Here is a 21,567-nt window from a genome sequence, read left to right as displayed (position 1 = left end):
ACGGAATTAAAGTATCATAAAATATGGACATTATGTCCTAATCATCCACAGATCAGCCTTAGGGCAGCCTCATCTATTTAAAAAAATAAATTTCATGAATGATTTAAATGAGCGAAAAACATTTGCTTTAACAACACCTCTTTATTATGTCAACGATATCCCTCACATCGGTAGTGCTTACACAACGATCGTAGCGGATGTTATGGCACGATGGCAGCGGTTACAGGGCAATTCTGTCCTCCTAATTACAGGAACCGACGAACACGGACAGAAAATCGAACGGACTGCGGCAGCCAAAGGACTCAATCCCCAGGAACACTGCGATCGCATCGCCACCAGTTTTGCCAATCTCTGGGCAAAGCTACACATCCAGTACGATCGCTTTAGTCGCACCACTGCCCCCCGTCATCAGGCAATTGTTAACGAATTTTTTGAAAGAGTCTGGGAAAAGGGCGATATCTATCTTGATCGCCAACAGGGTTGGTATTGCGTCGCCTGTGAAGAATTTAAGGAAAAAAGAGAACTGTTAGATAATGGCTGTTGTCCCATTCATACTAATCTGGCCGCCGAATGGCGCGACGAGGAAAACTATTTTTTCCGTCTCTCTAAGTATCAGGCACAACTAGAACAACTTTACCAAGAGCAACCCGATTTTATTCAACCAGAAAGCCGACGTAATGAGGTTCTCAACTTCGTCAACCAAGGACTACAGGACTTCTCCATCTCTAGGGTTAATGTGGCTTGGGGGTTTCCCATTCCCCACGATGGTCAGCATACCATCTACGTTTGGTTTGATGCCCTTCTTGGCTATGTTACCGCCCTTCTCGACCCCGAAGACGAACCCACCCTAGAAAATGCCTTGGCCAAATGGTGGCCGATCGATCTGCATCTGATCGGTAAAGATATATTAAGATTCCATGCCATTTATTGGCCGGCTATGCTAATGTCGGCGGGTTTACCCTTGCCCAAAAGAGTATTCGGCCATGGCTTTTTGACCAAAGACGGGCGGAAAATGGGCAAAAGTCTCGGTAATACCCTCGATCCCTTCGATTTGGTTGAGCGCTATGGGGCCGATGCCGTCCGTTACTATTTCGTCAAAGAGATTGAATTAGGACAGGATGGCGATTTTCAGGAAACCAGATTTGTTAATATTCTTAACGCGGATTTAGCCAACGATTTAGGCAACCTCCTCAATCGCACCCTAGGCATGGTTAAAAAATACTGCCAAAATATCCCCCCCCAGTTGACTGGCGTAGATATCCCCAACGATAATCGTCTTAAGAATATGGGGATCAATCTAGGGGGCATTGTTGAACAGAAGTATGATGCGCTACAATTTAATCAAGCCTGTGAGGAAATACTGGCGTTAATTCGTGCTAGTAACAAGTTTATCGATGAAAGTGCGCCCTGGAGTTTATTTAAACAGAAACAACAGGCAGCAGTAGAACAAGTCCTCTACGCAGTTTTGGAATCCGTAAGACTCTCTGCCTACCTACTCTCACCGATAATACCGACCTTGAGCAGTAAAATTTATCAACAACTAGGTTTTGTTATTGATTTTAATACTTTCAGGTCGGAGGACGGGGAAAACTCCCCTGATCGTGTCTCTTTTTCCAAACACTGTCAATGGGGATTACCCACAAATCCACAACTAGGAACACCTGAACCGATCTTTTCTAAACTAGAACTGCCGTTAAACGATTCCTAAAGGAATTTTTTAATAACTCTATTTTTTAAGGTCTGTTGTCCTTTGGGATACAACTGGCAAACACTCAACACTAAACTTTTAACAAACGAGGGAAAAAAATGTTTGATGATTATGACACAGCCCCAGTCTTCACCCCCGAACAAGTGCTAGAAAATCGCGGTCGTGTGGCGATTTTTATCGATGGTTCCAATTTATTTTATGCGGCTCTGCAATTAGGTATCGAAATTGACTACACCAAATTACTTTGTCGTTTAACTGCCGGTTCTCGTCTCTTGCGCGCCTTCTTTTATACTGGAGTTGATCGCACTAACGAAAAACAGCAGGGATTTCTCCTCTGGATGCGTCGCAATGGTTATCGAGTCATCGCTAAAGACCTAGTACAATTACCCGATGGTTCCAAAAAAGCCAATCTCGACGTGGAAATTGCCGTAGATTTAATGGCGCTAGTGGGTTCCTATGATACCGCAGTAATTGTCAGTGGTGATGGGGATTTGGCCTATGCTGCCGATTCCGTCAGTTACCGTGGTGCGCGAGTGGAAGTGGTTAGTTTGCGATCAATGACCAGTGATAGTTTAATTAATGTAGCCGATCGCTATGTTGATCTAGATCAAATCAAAGAAGAAATTCAAAAAACTAGCAAACATCACGTTAGTTATAATAATTTCCCCGTCAGCGTCTTAGACCAAGATCGGAGCAGTCGCTAGAAAAATTCGGCAAAAATCAAGTTTAAGGTGGGTAATTCCCACCTTTTTCAGTCATCAGTTATCAGTGACCAGTTATCAGTTATCAGTGACCACTCCCCCCGCAACGCGCACGAAGTGGTCTCCCATCTCCCCGCTCCCCTGCTCCCTGACTTGAAAATAGAAGCTGAAATAACGCAAATTCGTCAATCATACTAAATCCGTTGAGTATAAGCTACCTCAAGGGGTGACAAAGGGGTTCAAAGGTAATCAAGATAAAGACTCTAGCCAAATGAACCCAAAAGAAATAGAGTGGTTGAGACAACCACCCAAAATTTCAATATGTTACCATCATTCTATCAGGCCTGTTTACAAGCTAGCTTGACACAAGCACAATATCTGACTCTACAAATTCTTATACTGCTCCTACAAAGCCATAGAACAGTACAATTGGAGAGATTGGCCGCCTTATTTCCCCAACCAATTACCTTTGAAAGCAGAAGAAGAAATTTACAAAGGTTTCTCAAGTTACCGCAATTAAGTGTAAAATTGTTATGGTTTCCGCTAATTAAACACATTATTAAGCAAGAGTTTAGCGAAAAAAATAAAAATCGACATCAAAGAAGAAAACTGAAAAAACTTAAGCATCTGGGACATCTATTATTGGTAATTGACCGAACAGATTGGAAAGGAAGAAATTTGTTTGTAGCTAGTGTTATTTGTGGAAAAAGGGCGTTACCTGTGTACTGGATATTGTTAGATAAACAAGGAAGCAGTAATTTAGGGAACCAAAAAAACTTTCTCAAGCCGGTATTAAAATTTTTGAAATCCTACCCAGTTGTCGTGATAGGCGACCGAGAATTTCACAGTGTTCAACTAGGAAAGTGGCTAGACGAAAAGGGGATAGCCTTTATTCTGAGACAAAAGAAGGGAACATCTTTGCTATTATCAGGTGAAGAAAACTATCAACCTCTAAAAGCTCTAGATATTCAACCGGGGACTCAGCATTTTTTTTCGGATATTTATAGCAAAGAGCGGGATAGTTAGGACATAATAGAGAAAAAGAAATGAGGAGAAGCTTTCATGGCAGCACCCTATAGTGATGATTTAAGACAGAAAGCAGTGAGTGCCGTAGAGCGAGGGGAGAAAAAAAGCCATGTCTGTCGCACCCTCAATATTAGTCGTAATACATTAGACCTATGGCTGAAACGGAAGAAACAAACTGGGACGGTGGCCGCTAAAACTAACTATCGTCGAGGGCCGAAGCCCAAAATTGACGATTTAGAAGCCTTTCAAAAGTTGGCCGAACAATATGGGCATTTGACCCAAGAAAAAATGGCGCAAAAATGGGCTAACCCAGTCAGTAGGATGAGAATTGGTCAAGCGCTCAAAAGAATTGGATTTACTAGAAAAAAAAAACTTATGGCTACAGAGAAAGAGATGAAGAAGCCCGAAAAGAGTTTCTCCAAAAAATCAGAGGTTATGCCCCGGAAAGATTTGTCTATATTGATGAAGCTGGAATAGATAACACCATCGATTATCCTTATGGATATTGTCACAAATCAGAAAGATTTGAGGCTTTAAAGTTAGGTCACTGTAGCGAACGAGTTAGTGTGATCAGCGGTTGGTGGCGTGGTTCCACGATCGCGCCAATGGTGTTTGAGGGGTACTGTAATACAGAGTTGGTGTGTGAGTGGATAGAACAATTGCTATTACCCGAACTACTACCCGGTCAAATTATCATCATTGATAACGCCAGTTTTCATCCCAAAGAGAGAATCAAAAAATTGTTAGCTAAAGCGGGATGTGAAGTGCTATTTTTACCCGCCTATTCTCCAGACCTCAACAAAATTGAAAAGTTCTGGGCTAGATTGAAAAACTATGTTAGTCAGATTATCAATGATAGTGAAAACCTTGTGGATGCTGTGAGTAAAGCCTTCAGGCATCTGTCCTAACTAACTCGTTCTATGCCATATCATACATCTGCTCATAAACTTGGCCCTTTTAATTTGGCCACTCGCTGGAAAAGACGCTACCGTAGTAAACAAGCCGAAGCTCCTTGGTATCTTCTTACTAATCTTGACTCTTTGGATGAGACTTTAAATTTATATGAATCTCGTTTTGGCATTGAAGCAATGTTCAAAGATTGTAAAACGGGAGGTTATAATATCGAGAAAACTAAAGTTAGCGAACCGCGTTTTTTAGCTCTTGTTTTATTAATTGCTATCGCCTATTCTTTAAATACAATACGGGGTCAACAACTCAATATTTTACCCCACCGTGTTTATATTTGTCGCCTCAAAGAATCTAATCGTTCTGCTGAAAGACATAGTGATTTTTGGATAGGGACTTATGGTACTTTTTGGGTTGAGTCGATGGATATTTTTTCGGAACTTGCCCTTTCTTTGATACGCCTCAAACCCCAGAAAAACCCTTATTTCTCCAAAGGGTTAACGGCTATGAGCCTTATCAAGCAAGCTCTTTAACCTTTCTGTCACCCCTTGAGATAAGCTACATATCAGGAGAGGCACTCCTGCAAGTGGAGTGACTGTTAAATTGTGACAGATGTATTAGCAGCTGCGTGTAAGCATCCCACCGAAAAACTAATGCGCGGGGGGTTTGGGGGCGGCGCCACGCCCCCAACGGGGGGTTTGGGGGGTAGAACCCCCCAAAGACTTGGATTGAGTGATCAAGTGGGAAGTAATACGGCCATCCGTTGAGTATGGGCTACATATCAAGAGAGGCACTCACGCAATAACTGGATTTAGCATAACCACTCCCCACTCCCTGTCTCCTCAATTAAGCGATACTACTGCGCTTTCTCGCTTCCTTATAAGATGTTCCCACATCCTGTAAACCGACTTTAATCATCTGTTGTTCCAAAAGGGCAAAAAAACGCAAGCGATCGCCACCTTTAATCACCGCTAAATTGTGCGCTTCCGCTAAGGCGATCGGATAACCATAACCTTTTAACACCTGGGCCAGTAAAATACTCAAAGAGCGATCGAGTAATTCGCGCTCCTCCACCACCCAAGCAGGAACCTCTACCCTAGCGATTTCCGTCCCCACATGGAGATAACAGAAGTAAATGCGATGCTCATCCCCATAAAAATCGAGTATCTTCAAAGAACTGCGCCAAAAAGGACTTCTTTGCCCCGGTTCCAATAAATAACCCCAGAGAGAAGCATCCCGGAGAGGATCGACAACGCGACAAGGGGTTTTTTCTGGGTCTAAATCACCGCAATTGATCAAGCAATTGGGAGTATCATGGGGACAAGATTGTAAACGCAGGAAATTTAAACTTTCCGTGCTACGAGAAGCACTAATATAACCTATAAGCGGGATTCTAGCTGATTTTAAATCGTCCCAAGACTGAAAAATCGGTGGCAAAATTAAATCTTTTGCTTCCGGGGGGAGACTATCGATAAACCAATAGATCAAAGAACCATCCACGAGGGCTAAATTTGGCTCATAATGGGCCCCGGGGGGTTTTACCCAACGAGTAGCCATTTCCGCTAACATTTGGCTTTCTAATACCGTCCGACGATAACTCATCCACTCATCCACGCGAATACCCCACTGTTTAGAAATGTAGAGGTCTTCTGATTTGTAATAGACTTCGGGAATGCTATCGAGGAGAGGGTGCAAATTTTGACCATAGTGCAACATAATCCTACCGATATTAATTAGATAACAGTAGGCGATTTCGTGGTGAGAAGGGGCAATTTGGGAACCATCCGTGGCAAAAACGCTATGACTTTCGGGAGGGGGAAGGATACTAACGCGGGTGTCGAGAGGTTCGATCGGTAGCGCTACGGAGAAAATTAGGCGATCGTGCCAGTTATGATAGAGTTCTAGCAGTTTTTCCTGTTGCTGTTGAGCTTGTTCTAAAAGAATTTTAGCCCGTTGCACTCGCTCGCGACTAGCTGTCACTTCCTGTTGAAAATGTTGACTGATCCCTGGCATTTTTGCCGCTAATTTCGCAAGATCAAGCATAGCTATCCTCTCCCTGACTTTTTTTGATGTTATCGCAATTTCCTGTCTCTAAGGCTAATTTTGTCAATTATTGCCAAATTTATCCTTAGTAATCTCCGCTTACAGCAGTTATCTTAATGGTGAGATAGGAAGTTTTCCTTTTGGGGAGTCGCTCGTCAATACCAAAAAGGAATCCTGCGTATTTAGACAATATTTCTCCTTAAGATCATTATAGTTTTGATAAGAAGTAATTTGCTCATGTTGCATTCTACCAACAATAATACCAGGGTGTATTCCTAGTTGTTCGGCAAATTGATTAATAGCTTTTCTATTCAGAGAATTATTGGCGATAAATCTCTGCCAATCTCCAGGATCAATTAAGAAATTAGCCGCAAAAACATCCGCCTCTTTTTCTTTAATTTTATCTCGAATATCTTTATCTTGCCCCTCTAAAAATAAAGTTCGTTTCCCATGTAATAAAATATGACCAGCTTCATGAAAAAAAGAAAACCAAAAATGATCATTTGTTTTGTATCGATCGCTCAATTGAATTAAAGCTCTGTGAGAACCTAACCAACGGGTAGCACCGTGTACCCTTGTTTTCGGAAGTTCAGGGACAAAGGCTAAGGCAACCCCCGCTGCCGCACAAAGCTCGATCATTTGCGGTTGAAATACCTCGATAGACTTAATAGTTAACGAACGAATTTGTCGCAAGGCATCTCTGAATTTCAACTCGTTGTAATCAGCACAATTAATTTTCGATGCTTCTATTTCTCCTTGACGTAACCATGCCGTTATTGCCCCTCGATCGCTATCAAATGCTTGAGACTTTCTAAAATCAATCGATAAATTTCTCCCCCAAATCTCCTCCCATTGCTCAGGGGAGACAACGGCAAAAAAATTCAAGCTCTCTCGTAATTGCTCTATTTTATCCTCATCAAACTTGAGCCAGCCTAATTCAGTCATCTGCCGATAAGGAATTTGTTTTAACCAGCCTAAATAACCTTTTAATCTTTGATTCTCATTTTTTCTCGCTAAATATTCCCGATAAAGTCTTTCGCGCTCTATCCAGAAACTGGCGGGAGTTCCTAACACTAACTCTATCTGTAAGGCGGTATCGATAGTAATCTCCGCTTTACCTTTTATGATCTCATTGATAGTCTTTTTTGGTCTGCCCATGCGTTGGGCGAGTTCCGATTGAGACATATTTCTTTCTTCTAGGATTTCGGCAAGGGTTTCTCCCGGTGGAGAAATAAAATCCGGTGCATATCTGTTCTCAATAGTATTAGTCATCGAAAATTTGGGTCTGAAACCCCGTCGTTCTACGACGGCTTTACTGTTAAATATGAGCATCGTTTACGAAATATATGCTAAAATGTGAGGTATGGAAAAAGCCTATTCGTTTCGATTTTACCCCACACCAACACAAGAGTCGCTATTGCGGCGCACATTGGGCTGTGTAAGATTAGTTTACAACAAAGCTCTCCACGAACGAACACAAGCTTGGTACGAAAAGCAAGAAAGAGTATGCTACGCTCAAACTTCTTCAATGTTGACCGATTGGAAAAAACAAGAAGAATTAGACTTTTTAAACGAAGTTAGCTGTGTACCTTTACAACAAGGGTTAAGACACCTACAAACAGCTTTTACTAACTTCTTTGCTGGTCGGACTAAGTATCCTAACTTTAAGAAAAAACATCAGGGAGGAAGTGCCGAATTTACCAAATCTGCTTTTAAGTTCAAAGACAAACAAATCTATTTAGCCAAATGCACAGAACCTTTACCTATTCGATGGTCAAGACAAATACCAGAAAGCTGTGAACCAAGCACAGTAACAGTCAGATTACATCCTTCTGGACGTTGGCATATTTCAATAAGATTTGATGACCCAACAATCCAGCCATTACCCCCAACCGATAAAGCCATCGGAATTGACTTAGGAATTAGTAGCCTAGTAATTACCAGCAATGGCGATAAAGTATCTAATCCTAAGCACTTTAAAAAGCATTATCGGAGACTGCGAAAAGCGCAAAAAAATCTTTCTCGAAAACAGAAAGGGTCAAAAAATCGGGAAAAAGCAAGAATCAAAGTAGCCAAGATTCACGCTCAAATCACCGATAGTAGAAAAGACCATTTACATAAGCTAACCACTCAATTAGTTCGTGAAAACCAAACGATTGTGGTTGAGAACTTAGCCGTCAAGAATATGGTCAAAAACCCGAAATTATCTCAGGCAATATCTGACGTTAGTTGGGGAGAAATCACTCGACAATTAGCCTATAAATGCCGTTGGTATGGCAGAAATTACATCGAAATAGATAGATGGTTTCCCAGTTCTAAAAGGTGTAGTAATTGCGGGTATATTGCTGAGAAAATGCCGTTAAATGTTCGAGAATGGGATTGTCCAGACTGTGGGACACACCATGACCGAGATATTAACGCCAGTAAAAATATTTTGGCCGCAGGGCTTGCGGTGTCAGTCTGTAGAGCGACCATAAGACCAGAACAGAGTAAATCTGGGGCGGCAGGTGCGAAAAATCCTTCGGGAAAGAAGCAGAAACCCAAATCGTGAGGTTTGGGAATCGCCGTCCGTTTTACGGCGGCGAGGATGTCAACTATGCCAATAATTACGACTGCGGTTACTTTCTGCCAATCAATTCCCCCGTCTGCTTTTCGAGGAATCGGTATATTAGCTGGCTCAAAAATTAGTCTGAGAGGATGAACTAAATCTAGAGATAGTTGTCCAGCACGGTTATGTAACAATTCGTGGCAACGTCCCGGCAGCGATCGCATTTCCTCCAGGACAATAACTGCTTTTAAGTCATCGAGTCTTTGCCTGATTTTCTTAGCCATCTTCTCTCCATACTGTTTTTTCAGTAGTCTTTGGCTATTGCATTCGTTCTCAAATTTTTTTTCCTTAAATACAATATCCATTGTAGATGACCCTTGTAATATTGTTAACCTTTGAGGTTAACAATATTTTATGGTAGCCTGTGGTGCATCCAGTACAAAAGCTCTAAATATAGCGTTAAGAGCTAATAGTCTAGACACCAGTTCTAAAAATGAGGTTAGCTAGAGACAGTTTTTCAGACATTAGCCGATTAATCAGGTGATAATTATTGCTAGAATCGCATAACCAAGCCAAAACAACGAAGCTGTAATTTTATCGCCTAATAACGCCCGAATTGAGTGCCGCCGCCGCCCAAGAAAAAGACAATCTCTAACATCTAAACCGGAGAAAAGCACAATCGCGGACTTGACAACAAGAGCGACAATTTGCTATAATGACCTTTTGTCAACGATTTGACCTTCGGTAATAGGAGTTCAGAGTAACCTTAGATACAGCCCTATCATGCCCACCATTCAGCAATTAATACGCGACGAAAGATCCAAAGCGAAAAGAAAAACCAAATCTCCCGCCCTCAAACAATGCCCCCAACGCCGGGGAGTTTGTACAAGAGTATATACCACCACACCGAAAAAACCCAACTCAGCCCTACGGAAAGTGGCTAGGGTACGTTTGACCTCTGGATTTGAGGTGACAGCCTACATCCCGGGCATCGGTCATAACCTACAAGAACACTCGGTCGTCCTGATTCGGGGCGGTCGGGTCAAAGATCTACCCGGAGTCAGATATCACATCATTCGCGGCACCCTCGATGCCACCGGGGTGAAAAACCGTCAAAAGGCGCGGTCTAAGTACGGAACCAAACGCCCCAAACCCGCCGCTAAATAAACAGGGGATTGATTAACCAAAAAAAATACTCCCACCGAGTCGGTCAAGGTTAACCCAAGAGACTGAAGACTCGCAGGAGAGGGTTTGAGATGGGCTGTAATCATCCGACTGTCAACCAAAAGTTAAAGTTAACCTAGAAAATCAAGGAATATTCCGATGTCTCGCCGTAAAAACGTCAAAAAACGTCCTATTCCCCCCGATCCCGTCTATAATAGCTGTTTAGTCAGCATGACCATCCGCCGGATCATGCGCTCGGGTAAAAAATCCCTAGCCGCTAACATCGTTTACGATGCCCTGAAAACCGTCGGCGAACGTACCGGTCAAGAACCCCTAGAAGTATTTGAAAAAGCCGTTAAAAACGCCACTCCCCTAGTGGAAGTGAAAGCCCGCCGGGTCGGTGGAGCCACCTATCAAGTACCGATGGAAGTACGCAGCAACCGTGGCAGTACATTAGCACTACGTTGGTTAGTCCATTATGCCAGAACCAGAGGTGGCAAAACCATGGCAGGTAAACTAGCCAACGAGATCATGGATGCGGCCAATGAAACCGGCGGCACGATCAAAAAACGGGAAGAAACCCACCGGATGGCAGAGGCAAACAAAGCCTTTGCCCACTATCGTTACTAAGAAAGATACTTTAAAGATACTTTAAGGGCGGTGGACCACACCGATGCCGCCAAAAAACTGTCAAGAAAAGTATAGAATTGTAAATAGTGTAAAAAATCCTAGAACAAAATCCCATCACTGGCAAGCAAAGCAAGGAGGTTGCTGTGGCACGGACTATCCCGCTAGAGAGAGTGCGAAACATCGGAATCGCCGCTCATATAGACGCGGGCAAAACAACGACAACAGAAAGAATCCTGTTCTACACGGGAGTCGCTCATAAACTGGGCGAAGTCCACGACGGAACGGCAATTACCGACTGGATGGAACAGGAACGGGAGCGAGGAATCACCATCACCGCCGCCGCCATCAGTACCAGTTGGCAAGATCATCGCATCAACATCATTGATACCCCCGGCCACGTCGATTTCACCATTGAAGTGGAACGTTCCATGCGGGTACTCGATGGCGTGGTGGCAGTTTTCTGCTCTGTTGGTGGTGTACAACCCCAATCGGAAACCGTCTGGAGACAAGCCGATCGGTACAAAGTACCCCGGATTGCCTTTGTCAACAAAATGGACAGAACGGGAGCGAACTTCTTCAAAGTTTACGAACAATTAAGAGATCGCCTCAGAACTAACGCCGTTCCCATCCAAATGCCGATCGGCGCAGAAAGCGAACTGAGCGGGATCGTTGATCTCGTCAAGATGCGCGCCTATATATATAAGGACGATCTAGGGAAAGACATAGAAGAAACCGACATTCCCGAAGACTTATTGAAAAAGGCCGAAGAATTCCGCCTGCAGCTGGTGGAAGCTGTAGCGGAAGCCGATGAAGAACTCCTAGAAAAATATCTAGAAGGTGAAGAACTCACCGAAGCCGAAATCAAACGCGGTCTCAGAGAAGGGACGATTGCAGGTACAATTGTTCCCGTCCTCTGCGGCTCGGCTTTCAAAAACAAAGGGGTACAACTGCTCCTTGATGCCGTGGTAGATTACCTACCCTCGCCATCGGAAGTAGCCGCCGTTAAAGGGATTCTTCCCGATGGCAGCGAGGCAATCCGGGAAGCCAAGGACGATGCGCCCTTCTCCGCCCTCGCCTTCAAAATCATGGCCGATCCCTTCGGTCGTTTGACCTTCCTGCGGGTCTATTCCGGTGTGTTAGCCAAAGGCAGCTACGCCTACAACTCCACCAAAGGAACCAAAGAACGGATCGCTCGCCTGATCGTCCTCAAATCCAACGAACGGATCGAAGTGGATGAACTGCGCGCCGGTGATCTAGGAGCAGCGATCGGACTGAAAAACACCATTACCGGGGATACCCTCTGTGATGAGAAAAACCCAGTTATCCTAGAATCCCTCTTTATCCCCGAACCGGTGATCTCCGTGGCGGTGGAACCGAAAACCAAACAGGACATCGAGAAACTCAGCAAAGCTCTGCAAGCTCTCTCCGATGAGGATCCCACCTTCCGGGTCAAAGTTGATCCCGAAACCAATCAAACGGTAATCGCCGGGATGGGAGAACTGCACCTGGAAATCCTCGTCGATCGAATGCTGCGGGAATACAAAGTCGAAGCAACCGTGGGCGCTCCCCAAGTTGCCTATCGGGAAACCGTGCGGAAACCCGTGCGCGCCGAGGGTAAATTTATCCGTCAAAGTGGCGGTAAAGGACAGTACGGCCACGTCGTCATCGAACTCGAACCGGGGGAACCGGGATCCGGCTTTGTCTTCGTCTCCAAAATTGTCGGTGGTGCTATCCCCAAAGAATACATCAACCCGTCAGAACAAGGGATGAAAGAAGCTTGCGAATCGGGGATCGTCGCGGGTTATCCCGTCATCGACCTGAAAGCAACCCTTGTGGATGGTTCTTTCCACGATGTGGACTCCTCCGAGATGGCCTTTAAGATTGCCGGTTCCATGGCGATCAAGGAAGCGGTGATGAAAGCCGCTCCCGTTCTCCTAGAACCGATGATGAAGGTGGAAGTGGAAGTACCCGAAGACTTCATCGGTAACGTCATCGGTGATCTTAACTCCCGTCGGGGACAAATCGAAGGTCAAGAAACCGAGGCCGGCATCGCCAAAGTGGCCGCTAAAGTTCCCCTAGCGGAAATGTTCGGTTACGCCACTGATATTCGCTCCAAAACCCAAGGACGGGGCATCTTCACCATGGAATTTAGCCATTACGAAGAAGTCCCCCGCAACGTGGCCGAGACGATTATCACCAAAAGTAAAGGGAACGGCTAATCAGTGACCAGTGACCAGTGTGCAGTGAGAATAAACCGATCATTTAAATTTGATCGGTCAACCCTAATAACTGCTAACTTAAAACTGATCTCTGGCGACTGATTACTGTTCACCGACCTGAAGAAGAAAAAAAACAAAGGAACAGAAAGTAAATGGCACGCGCTAAATTTGAACGGACGAAACCCCACGTTAACATCGGTACGATCGGTCACGTTGACCACGGCAAAACTACCCTCACCGCCGCTATCACTATGACCCTAGCGGCCCTGGGTAATGCCCAAGCTAAAAAATACGATGAAATCGATGCCGCTCCCGAAGAAAAGGCCCGCGGGATCACCATCAACACCGCTCACGTTGAGTACGAAACTGCTGATCGCCACTACGCTCACGTTGACTGCCCTGGCCACGCCGACTATGTAAAAAACATGATCACCGGTGCGGCACAGATGGACGGTGGTATTCTCGTGGTCTCGGCCGCTGATGGCCCGATGCCCCAAACCCGGGAACATATCCTGCTGGCTCGTCAGGTGGGTGTACCTAACCTCGTGGTCTTCCTCAACAAAAAAGATATGGTGGACGATGAGGAGTTACTGGAACTCGTAGAACTGGAAGTACGCGAACTTCTCACCAATTACGACTTCGCTGGCGACGAAATCCCCATTATTGCCGGTTCTGCTAAAGAAGCCCTCGATTACATGACCAAAAACCCCAAGGCCCAAAAAGGCGATAACGAGTGGGTGGACGCAATTTATGAATTAATGGAAGCGGTAGATAGCTATATCCCCACCCCTGAACGGGATATCGATAAACCCTTCCTGATGGCGGTAGAAGACGTATTCTCGATTACTGGTCGGGGGACGGTGGCTACCGGTCGGATCGAACGCGGTATTGTGAAAGTGGGTGATAACGTGGAATTGGTGGGGATCAGAGATACCCGCGCCACCACCGTCACCGGGATCGAAATGTTCAAGAAAAGTCTTGACCAAGGGATGGCCGGTGACAACGCTGGTATCCTCCTGCGTGGTATCCAAAAAACCGACATCGAGCGCGGCATGGTTATCGCTAAACCGGGTACAATCAAACCCCACACCCAGTTTGAAGGTGAGGTGTATGTGTTAAGTAAAGAAGAGGGTGGTCGTCACACTCCTTTCTTTAAAAACTATCGTCCTCAGTTCTATGTACGGACAACCGACGTAACTGGCACTATCCAAGACTACACCGCCGATGATGGCAGCACTGTAGAAATGGTCATGCCGGGAGACCGGATCAAAATGACCGTGGAACTGATCAACCCGATCGCTATTGAACAGGGTATGCGCTTCGCTATTCGCGAAGGTGGTCGCACCATCGGTTCCGGCGTTATCTCGAAAATTATCAAGTAGGCTAATCTATTAATTAACGGGGCAGTTAATGATAAAAAACTGCTCCGTTACTGTCTTTATTTTGTACCTTGACAATTGCAATAGGTGAAATTATGGCTACGTTACAACAACAGAAAATTCGCATTCGTTTGAAAGCTTTTGACCAGCGCTTACTTGACACTTCCTGCGAGAAGATTGTCGATACTGCCAATAGAACTAACGCCACAGCGATCGGACCGATTCCCCTACCGACAAAAAGAAAGATTTATTGTGTCCTGCGTTCCCCTCACGTTGACAAGGACTCCCGTGAACATTTTGAAACCCGCACCCATCGCCGCATTATTGATATTTACCAACCCTCTTCTAAGACAATCGATGCTTTGATGAAATTAGATTTACCCGCAGGGGTTGATATTGAAGTTAAATTGTAAATGCCAAAAAGATGTTAGCGATAACATCTTTTTTTCTTTCCCACTATCCTATACTTTTTAAACAAGATTTAGTATAAATAGGATTTTTTATAAAAAAAAGTTATTAAACGAGGGCCAATACAATTGCTAGGGGTGCATCGCCAAAGATGCACCAGATTGCTAAACCCTTTGTAGGGGAAAACCTAAAGCTTCTCGTTGCTGTAAATACAATTGAGCAACCTGTCGAGCTAAATTGCGAATTCTGCCGATATAACGGGTTCTTTCGGCTACAGCAATCACACCTCTAGCATCGAGTAAATTAAAAGTATGGGAACATTTGAGAACATAATCTAGACTGGGAATCACCAGAGAGCGATCGATTAATTGTTTGGCTTCCTGTTCATATAAACTGAATAAACTAAATAATAACTCAGGATTAGAAGCCTCAAAATTATAGGTACATTGTTCGATTTCATTTTGCAGAAAAATATCACCGTAGAGGATATTTTCATTCCATTGAATTTTATTAATTGCCTCTACATCTTGCAGATACATGGCTAATCTTTCTAAACCGTAGGTAATTTCGATCGCCACGGGACGACAATCGATGCCCCCACACTGTTGAAAGTAGGTAAACTGAGTGATTTCCATACCATCTAACCACACTTCCCAACCCACACCCCAAGCACCGAGGGTGGGAGATTCCCAGTTATCTTCCACGAAGCGAATATCGTGATCTTCTGGGTGAATTCCTAACACCCGCAGGGAGTCTAAATAGATTTCCTGAATATTATCAGGAGAGGGTTTAATTAGGACTTGATATTGATAGTAATGCTGAAAACGATTGGGATTTTCGCCATAACGGCCATCCGTAGGACGACGACAGGGTTCCACATAGGCAACTGCCCAAGGTTCCGGACCAATTGCCCTTAAAAAAGTGTGGGGACTCATGGTTCCCGCACCTTTTTCTGTATCATAGGGTTGAGCAACTAAACAACCGCGATCGGCCCAAAATTCATTTAATTTAGCGATAACAGCTTGGAAAGTTAGAGACATGGGAAAAAGTAAAAAAGCAGATTAGGGGTTGGGGAAGTGGGAATTATAAATTATAAATTATGAATTATAAATTGGGAAGTGGGGAAGTGGGGAAGTGGGGAGCTTTTCAGTGATCAGTAAACAGTAAACAGTGAACTGATAACTGATAACTGATAACTGATAACTGATAACTGATAACTGTCTCCTGACGGTTAAAGTCATTGACTTACTTTTAACTGCAAGCGAAAGTGAACGGGGGTAGAAGATTGGGGGAGAATAACTAATTCATAAAATCCCTCTTCGGGTAATTGACCGGACCATTGCCGATCGCTAGACTTGTCTAAAAGGGTAATATTACCCGTGGGAGAGTAGAAAGATAGTAAAACTTCGCCTTCCGTCTCTAAATTTAAGTCTAACCGATCACTGGAACGCAATTTTATTGCATAGGCTTTTCCTTGTCCCTCGCTGAGAATTGCCTCGATCACTTCCTCTCCCCCCGCGTCTAAACTTTCGATCGCTTGGTAGGATAGGCCCGACTGTAAAGATTGTAACTGATTCCAGGCCAAACCACTCCATAGTTGACCTAAGCCGCTATCAAAATTTGGTCTTTCTGTCAATTCGGGAAATAGCCGAAAAAAAGCAGTATCAGTGAGTAAATTAAGGACTCTACTGCTTAAACGTAACTGATTCACTTGTTCTCGCCATTTTTCTCGCTGTTGCTCATCGTAGCTACCTAATGCTTCTCTAGTGCCAGAATCGAGACGGTCTAAGCGATCGAGGATTTCTGCTGCTAAAATATCTCTTTGTTCCTGTTTCTGTTTTTCCTCTTTGATATCCCCATAGCGGAGGCTAAACAATTCATTGACGAGATTTTTAAAAAACTGACCATCAATTCCCAACTCTAGACGGCGCTTTCTCATCTCGGCTTTCCGTTGCCATGCCCGATCTGTGGCAGAATTAAAATTATTTTCCTCCGTGGCAAAAACGGGTTTAACGGTTTGGGTTTGATTGCTGTGTTTAACCCACTGTTTCCCGATTAACCAGCCTATTGCCGCCGATAATAACATCAAGAGGCAAAAAATAGCGATCCTGCCGGAACAGCCGAGAAAAACGGGCGATTTATTCCGAGAATTGGCGGCCATTGTCTCCTTAGACGATTGAGGGTTTTGATCTGTAAAGATGAGATTAACACAAATAATAGGCTAAGACGCATTTTAACCGCCTATCCTTAGATTAGCTGAATCTTAGCCAATACCTTTACTGTTGCCCCTTGTCTCATCTCAACAAGCAGTTTAAATACACGGACAGCTTATTATTCATAGCAGATAACCATGACTACAACTCAACCCCTATCCCCTAGCCAAACCGCCCAAAAAGATGAGATAATCTTCCCCAAGGGCGAATTTTGGAGTGATGAACCGCCATTGGAAAGTAATTTACATCTAACTCAGATTATTTTATTGATAAAATGCCTAGAATGGTTATGGCAAGATAGAGAAGATTACTTTGCAACCGGGAATTTAACCATCTACTACAGTCCCAATCAGAAAAAATCAGAATACTTTAGAGGACCCGACTTTTTTGTAGTATTGGGAACAACTAGAAACCAAAACCGGAAAAGTTGGGTAGTATGGCAAGAAGAGGGAAAATATCCTAATGTGATTATAGAAATCCTCTTTTGAAAGTACCGCTAAGACTGATAGGGAAGAAAAGAAAGAAATTTATCAAAATACATTTAGGACTCCTGATTATTTCTGGTTTGACCCCTATAGTTTAGAGTTTGAAGGATATACGTTAATTAGGGGAAAATATCAACCGATTGAACCCAATCAGCAAGGCTTGCCCTGAGCCAGGCCGAAGGGTTGGTTATGGAGTGAAGAATTGGGCTTATATTTAGGGATATACGCCGATAAATTGCGTTATTTTAGTCCTAGGGGTCAGTTAATCCCAACACCTGAGGAAGCCGCTCTTCTGGAGAAACAGGCCAAAGAATCTGAACGTCAACAAAAAGAACTGGCTTTACAGCAACAAGAATACGAACGTCAGCAAAAAGAATCTGAACGTCAACAAAAAGAACTGGCTTTACAAAAAATTGAGCAATTAACGGCAAGATTAAGAGAATTAGGCATTAATCCCGATGAAACCTTGTAGGGGTGCAAGGTGGTCAGTGGCATCTCTTGGGTTTGGTGGGTAAAATGTATTCTAAGATACAGTCTTAGGGCAGTGAGTGGAAGGAACCACAGAGACACAAAGGACACAAAGATCGATCACTCTTATATAATTTAAATTTATCACACAAAGTCGAGAAGAGCCAGACGTAGGGATAGTTCATGATTTATACTCCGAAAATGTAGGGATAGTTCATGATTTATACTCCGAAAATGTAGGGACATTCATGATTTATACTCCGAAAATGTAGGGATAGTTCATGATTTATACTCCGAAAATGTAGGGATAGTTCATGATTTATACTCCGAAAATGTAGGGACAATTCATGATTTATACTCCGAAAATGTAGGGACAATTCATGATTTATACTCCGAAAATGTAGGGACAATTCATGATTTATACTCCGAAAATGTAGGGACAATTCATGATTTATACTCCGAAAATGTAGGGACAATTCATGATTTATACTCCGAAAATGTAGGGACAATTCATGATTTATACTCCGAAAATGTAGGGACAATTCATGATTTATACTCCGAAAATGTAGGGACAATTCATGAATTGTCCCTACCAAGGGTTTCAGTTCCAAACGCCATCGACAGAAATTGAAAATTGAATCTTCTATGCAAACTCTAATTAAGTAGATCGTAGGTTATCTCGTTCCCAGGTTCTACCTGGGAACGCTCTCTTCAGGTTCTACCTGAATATTGCTTTAAGGCAGAGCCTTAAATATTGTGTTTCAAGGCAGAGCCTTGAAACAAGGGTAAAAAAAATCGACCCGCCTAAGGGCGGGAGACAAAGGGCAAAAGAGCAAAAGAACAAAGGGTTAAAGTCCTGGGGAGACACACGCAACCCGAAAACCGTAGTTGATGTAGTCGCCGAGGGGGTTGCCCCCGCTGCGGTTGGCAGAACGACAGAGATTAGGGTAGTCGTACCAAGAACCGCCGCGCAGACACTTAAGAGACTGAGAACGATTATCGTTCTTGATAAGCCACGCAGATCCATCCTTTGGCGCTCCGATATAGTTATCGTGCCAATCGTCTTCGCACCACTCCCAAACATTGCCACTCATATCATACAGTCCCCAAGCATTGGGCTGTTTCTGGCCCACAGGATGAGTTGTCTTCTGAGAATTTCGGTTATACCAAGCGTCATTTCCTAACTGATTAGCATCATCACCGAAATAATAGCGAGTAGTAGTCCCCGCACGACAAGCATATTCCCATTCCGCTTCCGTCGGTAGGCGATAGGTTTTCCCTGTTATTTGACTCAATTTCTGACAAAAAGCTTGAGCATCGTTCCAACTAACATTTTCTACCGGATTTTGGGGATTGTTTTTAAAGTGAGAGGGATTTTTTCCCATTACCGATTCATATTGTGCCTGAGTCACTGGATATTTACCAATCGCAAAACTGTTGACTTTAACTTGGTGTTGAGGCTTTTCATTATCACTGTCAGCAGATCCCATGAGAAATTGACCTGCTGGTAAGCTCACCATCTTTAGTGTTACTGCCTTGGGCAGTTTTTCGATAAAGTTTGTCAGTGGAGTTGGCGATTCTTTAGGTAGGGGTGTAGATGTTACAGTAGCGATACTTTCCCCCCCCACACCACACACCACCCGAAAACCGAGGTTGTCGAAGTTGGCATGGGGGCCGGTGCGGTCGCGGCAAGCGGAACGGCAGTTATATGGACTGCGCCTCCAACAACTGCTCCGCGCTATTTGAAGACCCTTATCCTTTATCAGCCAAGCACTGCCATCCCTTGGCGCATTCTCATAGCTATCATGCCAATTGTCCTCGCACCACTCGCAAACATTGCCAATCATGTCATAGAGTCCCCAAGCATTGGGCTTTTTCTGGCCCACAGGATGAGTTTTATCCTGAGAATTTCCGTCATACCAAGCGTAATCTCCTAACTGATTAGCATCATCACCAAAATAAAAGCGAGTAGTAGTCCCCGCACGACAAGCATATTCCCATTCCGCTTCCGTCGGTAGGCGATAGGTTTTCCCTGTTATTTGACTCAATTTCCGACAAAAAGCTTGAGCATCATTCCAACTAACCTGTTCTACCGGATTTTGGGGATTGTTTTTAAACTCAGAGGGATTGATTCCCATTACCGCTTCATATTGTGCCTGAGTCACTGGATATTTGCCAATCGCAAAACTGTTGACTTTAACTTGGTGTTGAGGTTTTTCATCACTTGCAGCATTGGGATCACTGTCAGGAGAACCCATGAGAAACTCACCTGCTGGTAAGCTCACCATCTCCAGTGTGACTCGATTGGGTAGTTTTTCGGTAAATAGAGTAGGTGAAGCAATTAGGGGTATTGGTGAAACAGGCTTTTTGACTGCTGCCGGTGCTGGTGGAGGTGACGGGGGAGAATTCCATCCCACAGGTTGTAAGGCATTTAAAACCTGTTGTGCTGTCCATCTTTGTTTTCTATCTTTTTGCAAACACCCTTCAATAATCTGTTTAAACTCTTTCGGTAAACTGGGGATTTGTAGCTCACAATTCATCACCTTGGCCATTAACTGGTGAATATCATTATTAAACTTATAGGGAAGTTGATTAGTCGTCATTTCGATTAACATAATACCTAATGACCACAGATCCCAAGCCGAGGAAATATCCCCCCTAAAGGCTTCGGGAGGCATATAAATAATTGTACCGCTATTGTGGACGGTTTGAGTGTGGCTTTTGTTATTTAAAGTTCTAATTAAGCCAAAATCTGCTAACTTGTATTGTTGATTAACCTTGAGGATATTACCCGGTTTTAAATCTCGATGGACTTTATTTTGTCCATGAAGATAATTTAAGCCCTGGGCGATTTGAGCAGTAATATTTTTAATTTCATCCGATGATAAACCGCCTTTGGCGATGTGATTTTCTAGGCTACCCTGTGCCAATTCCATCACTAAATAAAGCATTTCAGTATTGAGAAAAGTAAATTCCCCCACTGAATAAGCCTTAATTAAATTAGAATGTTCTAACTTTCTGGCATTTTTTAACTCAATTAATTTATCATCGCTACTTTCGGGGATAACTTTAATAGCAACTTCTTGAACCGATGTATTTCTGACCATTTCACTAGCATGAAATACACCACCAAAACCACCCGCACCGAGAAATTTATTAAGATGATAGGGGCCGATTTGTTGCCCTTCTAACATCCTCATCATTTGGTCTAGCATAATAATAACTCCTGAATTAAGTAGGTAGGCGTTAAAAATTATCAGATGCCCCCCTTATTAAGGGGGATCCCCCCGCCTATCGGCACCCCCCTTATCAAGGGGGGCAGGGGGGATCGAACCTAAAATCCATTTTTAATTTAATTATAACCAGCTACTTAGCCAATTTGTCCGTTCAAACATTGTCATTAGTTAGACCCTGTTGCAACGTTTGTCCCTCTATTTTAACCTAGGCTTTCAGCTTTGCTGTCAGTGGGGAATAATGGTTTTGCTATGTTTAATCCAACCTATAGCCGCAAAAACTCTTACCTCATCATCCCATTCTAATAAGCTGCCCGCACATTTAAATTGCTTGTTGAGATGAGGCAAGAGGCCATAGTAAAGGGATTGGGAGAGATTAAACAAACCTATGACTATTTCCCGAAAACCCCATCACCCCATCCCCCTATTTGCCTAA

General features: G+C 43.7%; 16 protein-coding genes and 3 pseudogenes. 13 read left to right on the top strand and 6 right to left on the bottom strand.

Annotated elements, in window-relative coordinates; translation table 11 throughout:
* Nucleotides 1-94: 94 nt before the first annotated feature.
* The 6 genes and pseudogenes from metG to RAM70_RS21695 all read left to right on the top strand — a co-directional run bounded on the left by metG (nucleotide 95) and on the right by RAM70_RS21695 (nucleotide 4,874).
* Nucleotides 95-1,708 (top strand): methionine--tRNA ligase, encoded by a 1,614-nt coding sequence (gene metG, locus RAM70_RS21720; RefSeq protein WP_045360753.1) that lies wholly within the window; start codon nucleotides 95-97, stop codon nucleotides 1,706-1,708.
* 98 nt (nucleotides 1,709-1,806) lie between these two features.
* Nucleotides 1,807-2,412 (top strand): LabA-like NYN domain-containing protein, encoded by a 606-nt coding sequence (locus RAM70_RS21715; protein ID WP_002743578.1) that lies wholly within the window; start codon nucleotides 1,807-1,809, stop codon nucleotides 2,410-2,412.
* A gap of 318 nt (nucleotides 2,413-2,730) precedes the next feature.
* Nucleotides 2,731-3,435: a transposase gene (locus RAM70_RS21710; RefSeq protein ID WP_312675596.1), complete on the top strand. Its 705-nt coding sequence runs from the start codon at nucleotides 2,731-2,733 to the stop codon at nucleotides 3,433-3,435.
* A 36-nt stretch (nucleotides 3,436-3,471) separates the two neighbouring features.
* Nucleotides 3,472-3,912, top strand: coding sequence for an IS630 transposase-related protein (locus tag RAM70_RS21705; RefSeq protein WP_312672026.1), 441 nt, complete (start codon nucleotides 3,472-3,474; stop codon nucleotides 3,910-3,912).
* Nucleotides 3,858-4,343, top strand: a pseudogene (locus tag RAM70_RS21700) (IS630 family transposase); the annotation flags it as partial. The gene RAM70_RS21705 and the pseudogene RAM70_RS21700, both read left to right, overlap by 55 nt.
* Nucleotides 4,344-4,355: 12 nt before the next feature.
* Nucleotides 4,356-4,874: a transposase gene (locus RAM70_RS21695; protein ID WP_312675594.1), complete on the top strand. Its 519-nt coding sequence runs from the start codon at nucleotides 4,356-4,358 to the stop codon at nucleotides 4,872-4,874.
* 313 nt (nucleotides 4,875-5,187) lie between these two features.
* On the opposite strand, the gene RAM70_RS21690 is transcribed toward RAM70_RS21695, so the two are convergent.
* Nucleotides 5,188-6,384, bottom strand: coding sequence for a DNA double-strand break repair nuclease NurA (locus RAM70_RS21690; protein ID WP_045360755.1), 1,197 nt, complete (start codon nucleotides 6,382-6,384; stop codon nucleotides 5,188-5,190).
* A 108-nt stretch (nucleotides 6,385-6,492) separates the two neighbouring features.
* Entirely contained in the window at nucleotides 6,493-7,656 is a 1,164-nt protein-coding gene (locus RAM70_RS21685) for a HigA family addiction module antitoxin (RefSeq protein ID WP_312675592.1), read from the bottom strand.
* Nucleotides 7,657-7,747: 91 nt separating this feature from the next.
* Between RAM70_RS21685 and RAM70_RS21680 the strand changes: the two genes are divergently transcribed.
* On the top strand, nucleotides 7,748-8,935 hold the full coding sequence (locus tag RAM70_RS21680) for an RNA-guided endonuclease InsQ/TnpB family protein (protein WP_312675590.1): 1,188 nt from the start codon (nucleotides 7,748-7,750) through the stop codon (nucleotides 8,933-8,935).
* Nucleotides 8,936-8,973: 38 nt separating this feature from the next.
* On the opposite strand, the pseudogene RAM70_RS21675 reads toward RAM70_RS21680, so the two are convergent.
* A pseudogene (locus tag RAM70_RS21675) lies at nucleotides 8,974-9,297 on the bottom strand (type II toxin-antitoxin system RelE/ParE family toxin); the annotation flags it as partial.
* 418 nt (nucleotides 9,298-9,715) lie between these two features.
* Here RAM70_RS21675 and rpsL point away from each other — a divergent pair.
* The 5 genes from rpsL (at nucleotide 9,716) to rpsJ (ending at nucleotide 14,737) form a co-directional block, all read left to right on the top strand.
* Entirely contained in the window at nucleotides 9,716-10,099 is a 384-nt protein-coding gene (gene rpsL / locus RAM70_RS21670) for a 30S ribosomal protein S12 (RefSeq protein WP_002740176.1), read from the top strand.
* A gap of 156 nt (nucleotides 10,100-10,255) precedes the next feature.
* Nucleotides 10,256-10,726: a 30S ribosomal protein S7 gene (rpsG, locus tag RAM70_RS21665; protein ID WP_002758831.1), complete on the top strand. Its 471-nt coding sequence runs from the start codon at nucleotides 10,256-10,258 to the stop codon at nucleotides 10,724-10,726.
* 143 nt (nucleotides 10,727-10,869) lie between these two features.
* Nucleotides 10,870-12,945 (top strand): elongation factor G, encoded by a 2,076-nt coding sequence (gene fusA, locus RAM70_RS21660; RefSeq protein ID WP_045360758.1) that lies wholly within the window; start codon nucleotides 10,870-10,872, stop codon nucleotides 12,943-12,945.
* A 152-nt stretch (nucleotides 12,946-13,097) separates the two neighbouring features.
* Nucleotides 13,098-14,327: an elongation factor Tu gene (gene tuf / locus RAM70_RS21655; protein WP_190381438.1), complete on the top strand. Its 1,230-nt coding sequence runs from the start codon at nucleotides 13,098-13,100 to the stop codon at nucleotides 14,325-14,327.
* A gap of 92 nt (nucleotides 14,328-14,419) precedes the next feature.
* Nucleotides 14,420-14,737: a 30S ribosomal protein S10 gene (gene rpsJ, locus RAM70_RS21650; RefSeq protein WP_002740287.1), complete on the top strand. Its 318-nt coding sequence runs from the start codon at nucleotides 14,420-14,422 to the stop codon at nucleotides 14,735-14,737.
* Between the two features lie 159 nt (nucleotides 14,738-14,896).
* Here rpsJ and glyQ read toward each other — a convergent pair whose 3' ends face one another.
* Together glyQ and RAM70_RS21640 are read right to left on the bottom strand one after the other, a co-directional pair.
* A complete protein-coding gene (gene glyQ, locus RAM70_RS21645) occupies nucleotides 14,897-15,772 on the bottom strand; it encodes a glycine--tRNA ligase subunit alpha (protein WP_190381437.1) in 876 nt (291 codons plus the stop codon).
* A gap of 197 nt (nucleotides 15,773-15,969) precedes the next feature.
* Complete coding sequence (locus RAM70_RS21640) at nucleotides 15,970-16,893, bottom strand: serine/threonine protein kinase (protein ID WP_312675586.1); 924 nt, start codon at nucleotides 16,891-16,893, stop codon at nucleotides 15,970-15,972.
* Between the two features lie 189 nt (nucleotides 16,894-17,082).
* On the opposite strand from RAM70_RS21640, the pseudogene RAM70_RS21635 reads away from it, so the two are divergent.
* Nucleotides 17,083-17,902, top strand: a pseudogene (locus RAM70_RS21635) (Uma2 family endonuclease).
* Nucleotides 17,903-18,746: 844 nt separating this feature from the next.
* On the opposite strand, the gene RAM70_RS21630 reads toward RAM70_RS21635, so the two are convergent.
* On the bottom strand, nucleotides 18,747-21,113 hold the full coding sequence (locus tag RAM70_RS21630; protein WP_312675584.1) for an SUMF1/EgtB/PvdO family nonheme iron enzyme: 2,367 nt from the start codon (nucleotides 21,111-21,113) through the stop codon (nucleotides 18,747-18,749).
* Nucleotides 21,114-21,567 lie beyond the last annotated feature (454 nt).

This window comes from Microcystis wesenbergii NRERC-220 (assembly GCF_032027425.1).
Lineage (GTDB): Bacteria > Cyanobacteriota > Cyanobacteriia > Cyanobacteriales > Microcystaceae > Microcystis > Microcystis wesenbergii_A.
Note: the sequence above shows the minus strand (reverse complement) of the source record. Positions and strands in the feature narration are given on the sequence as shown.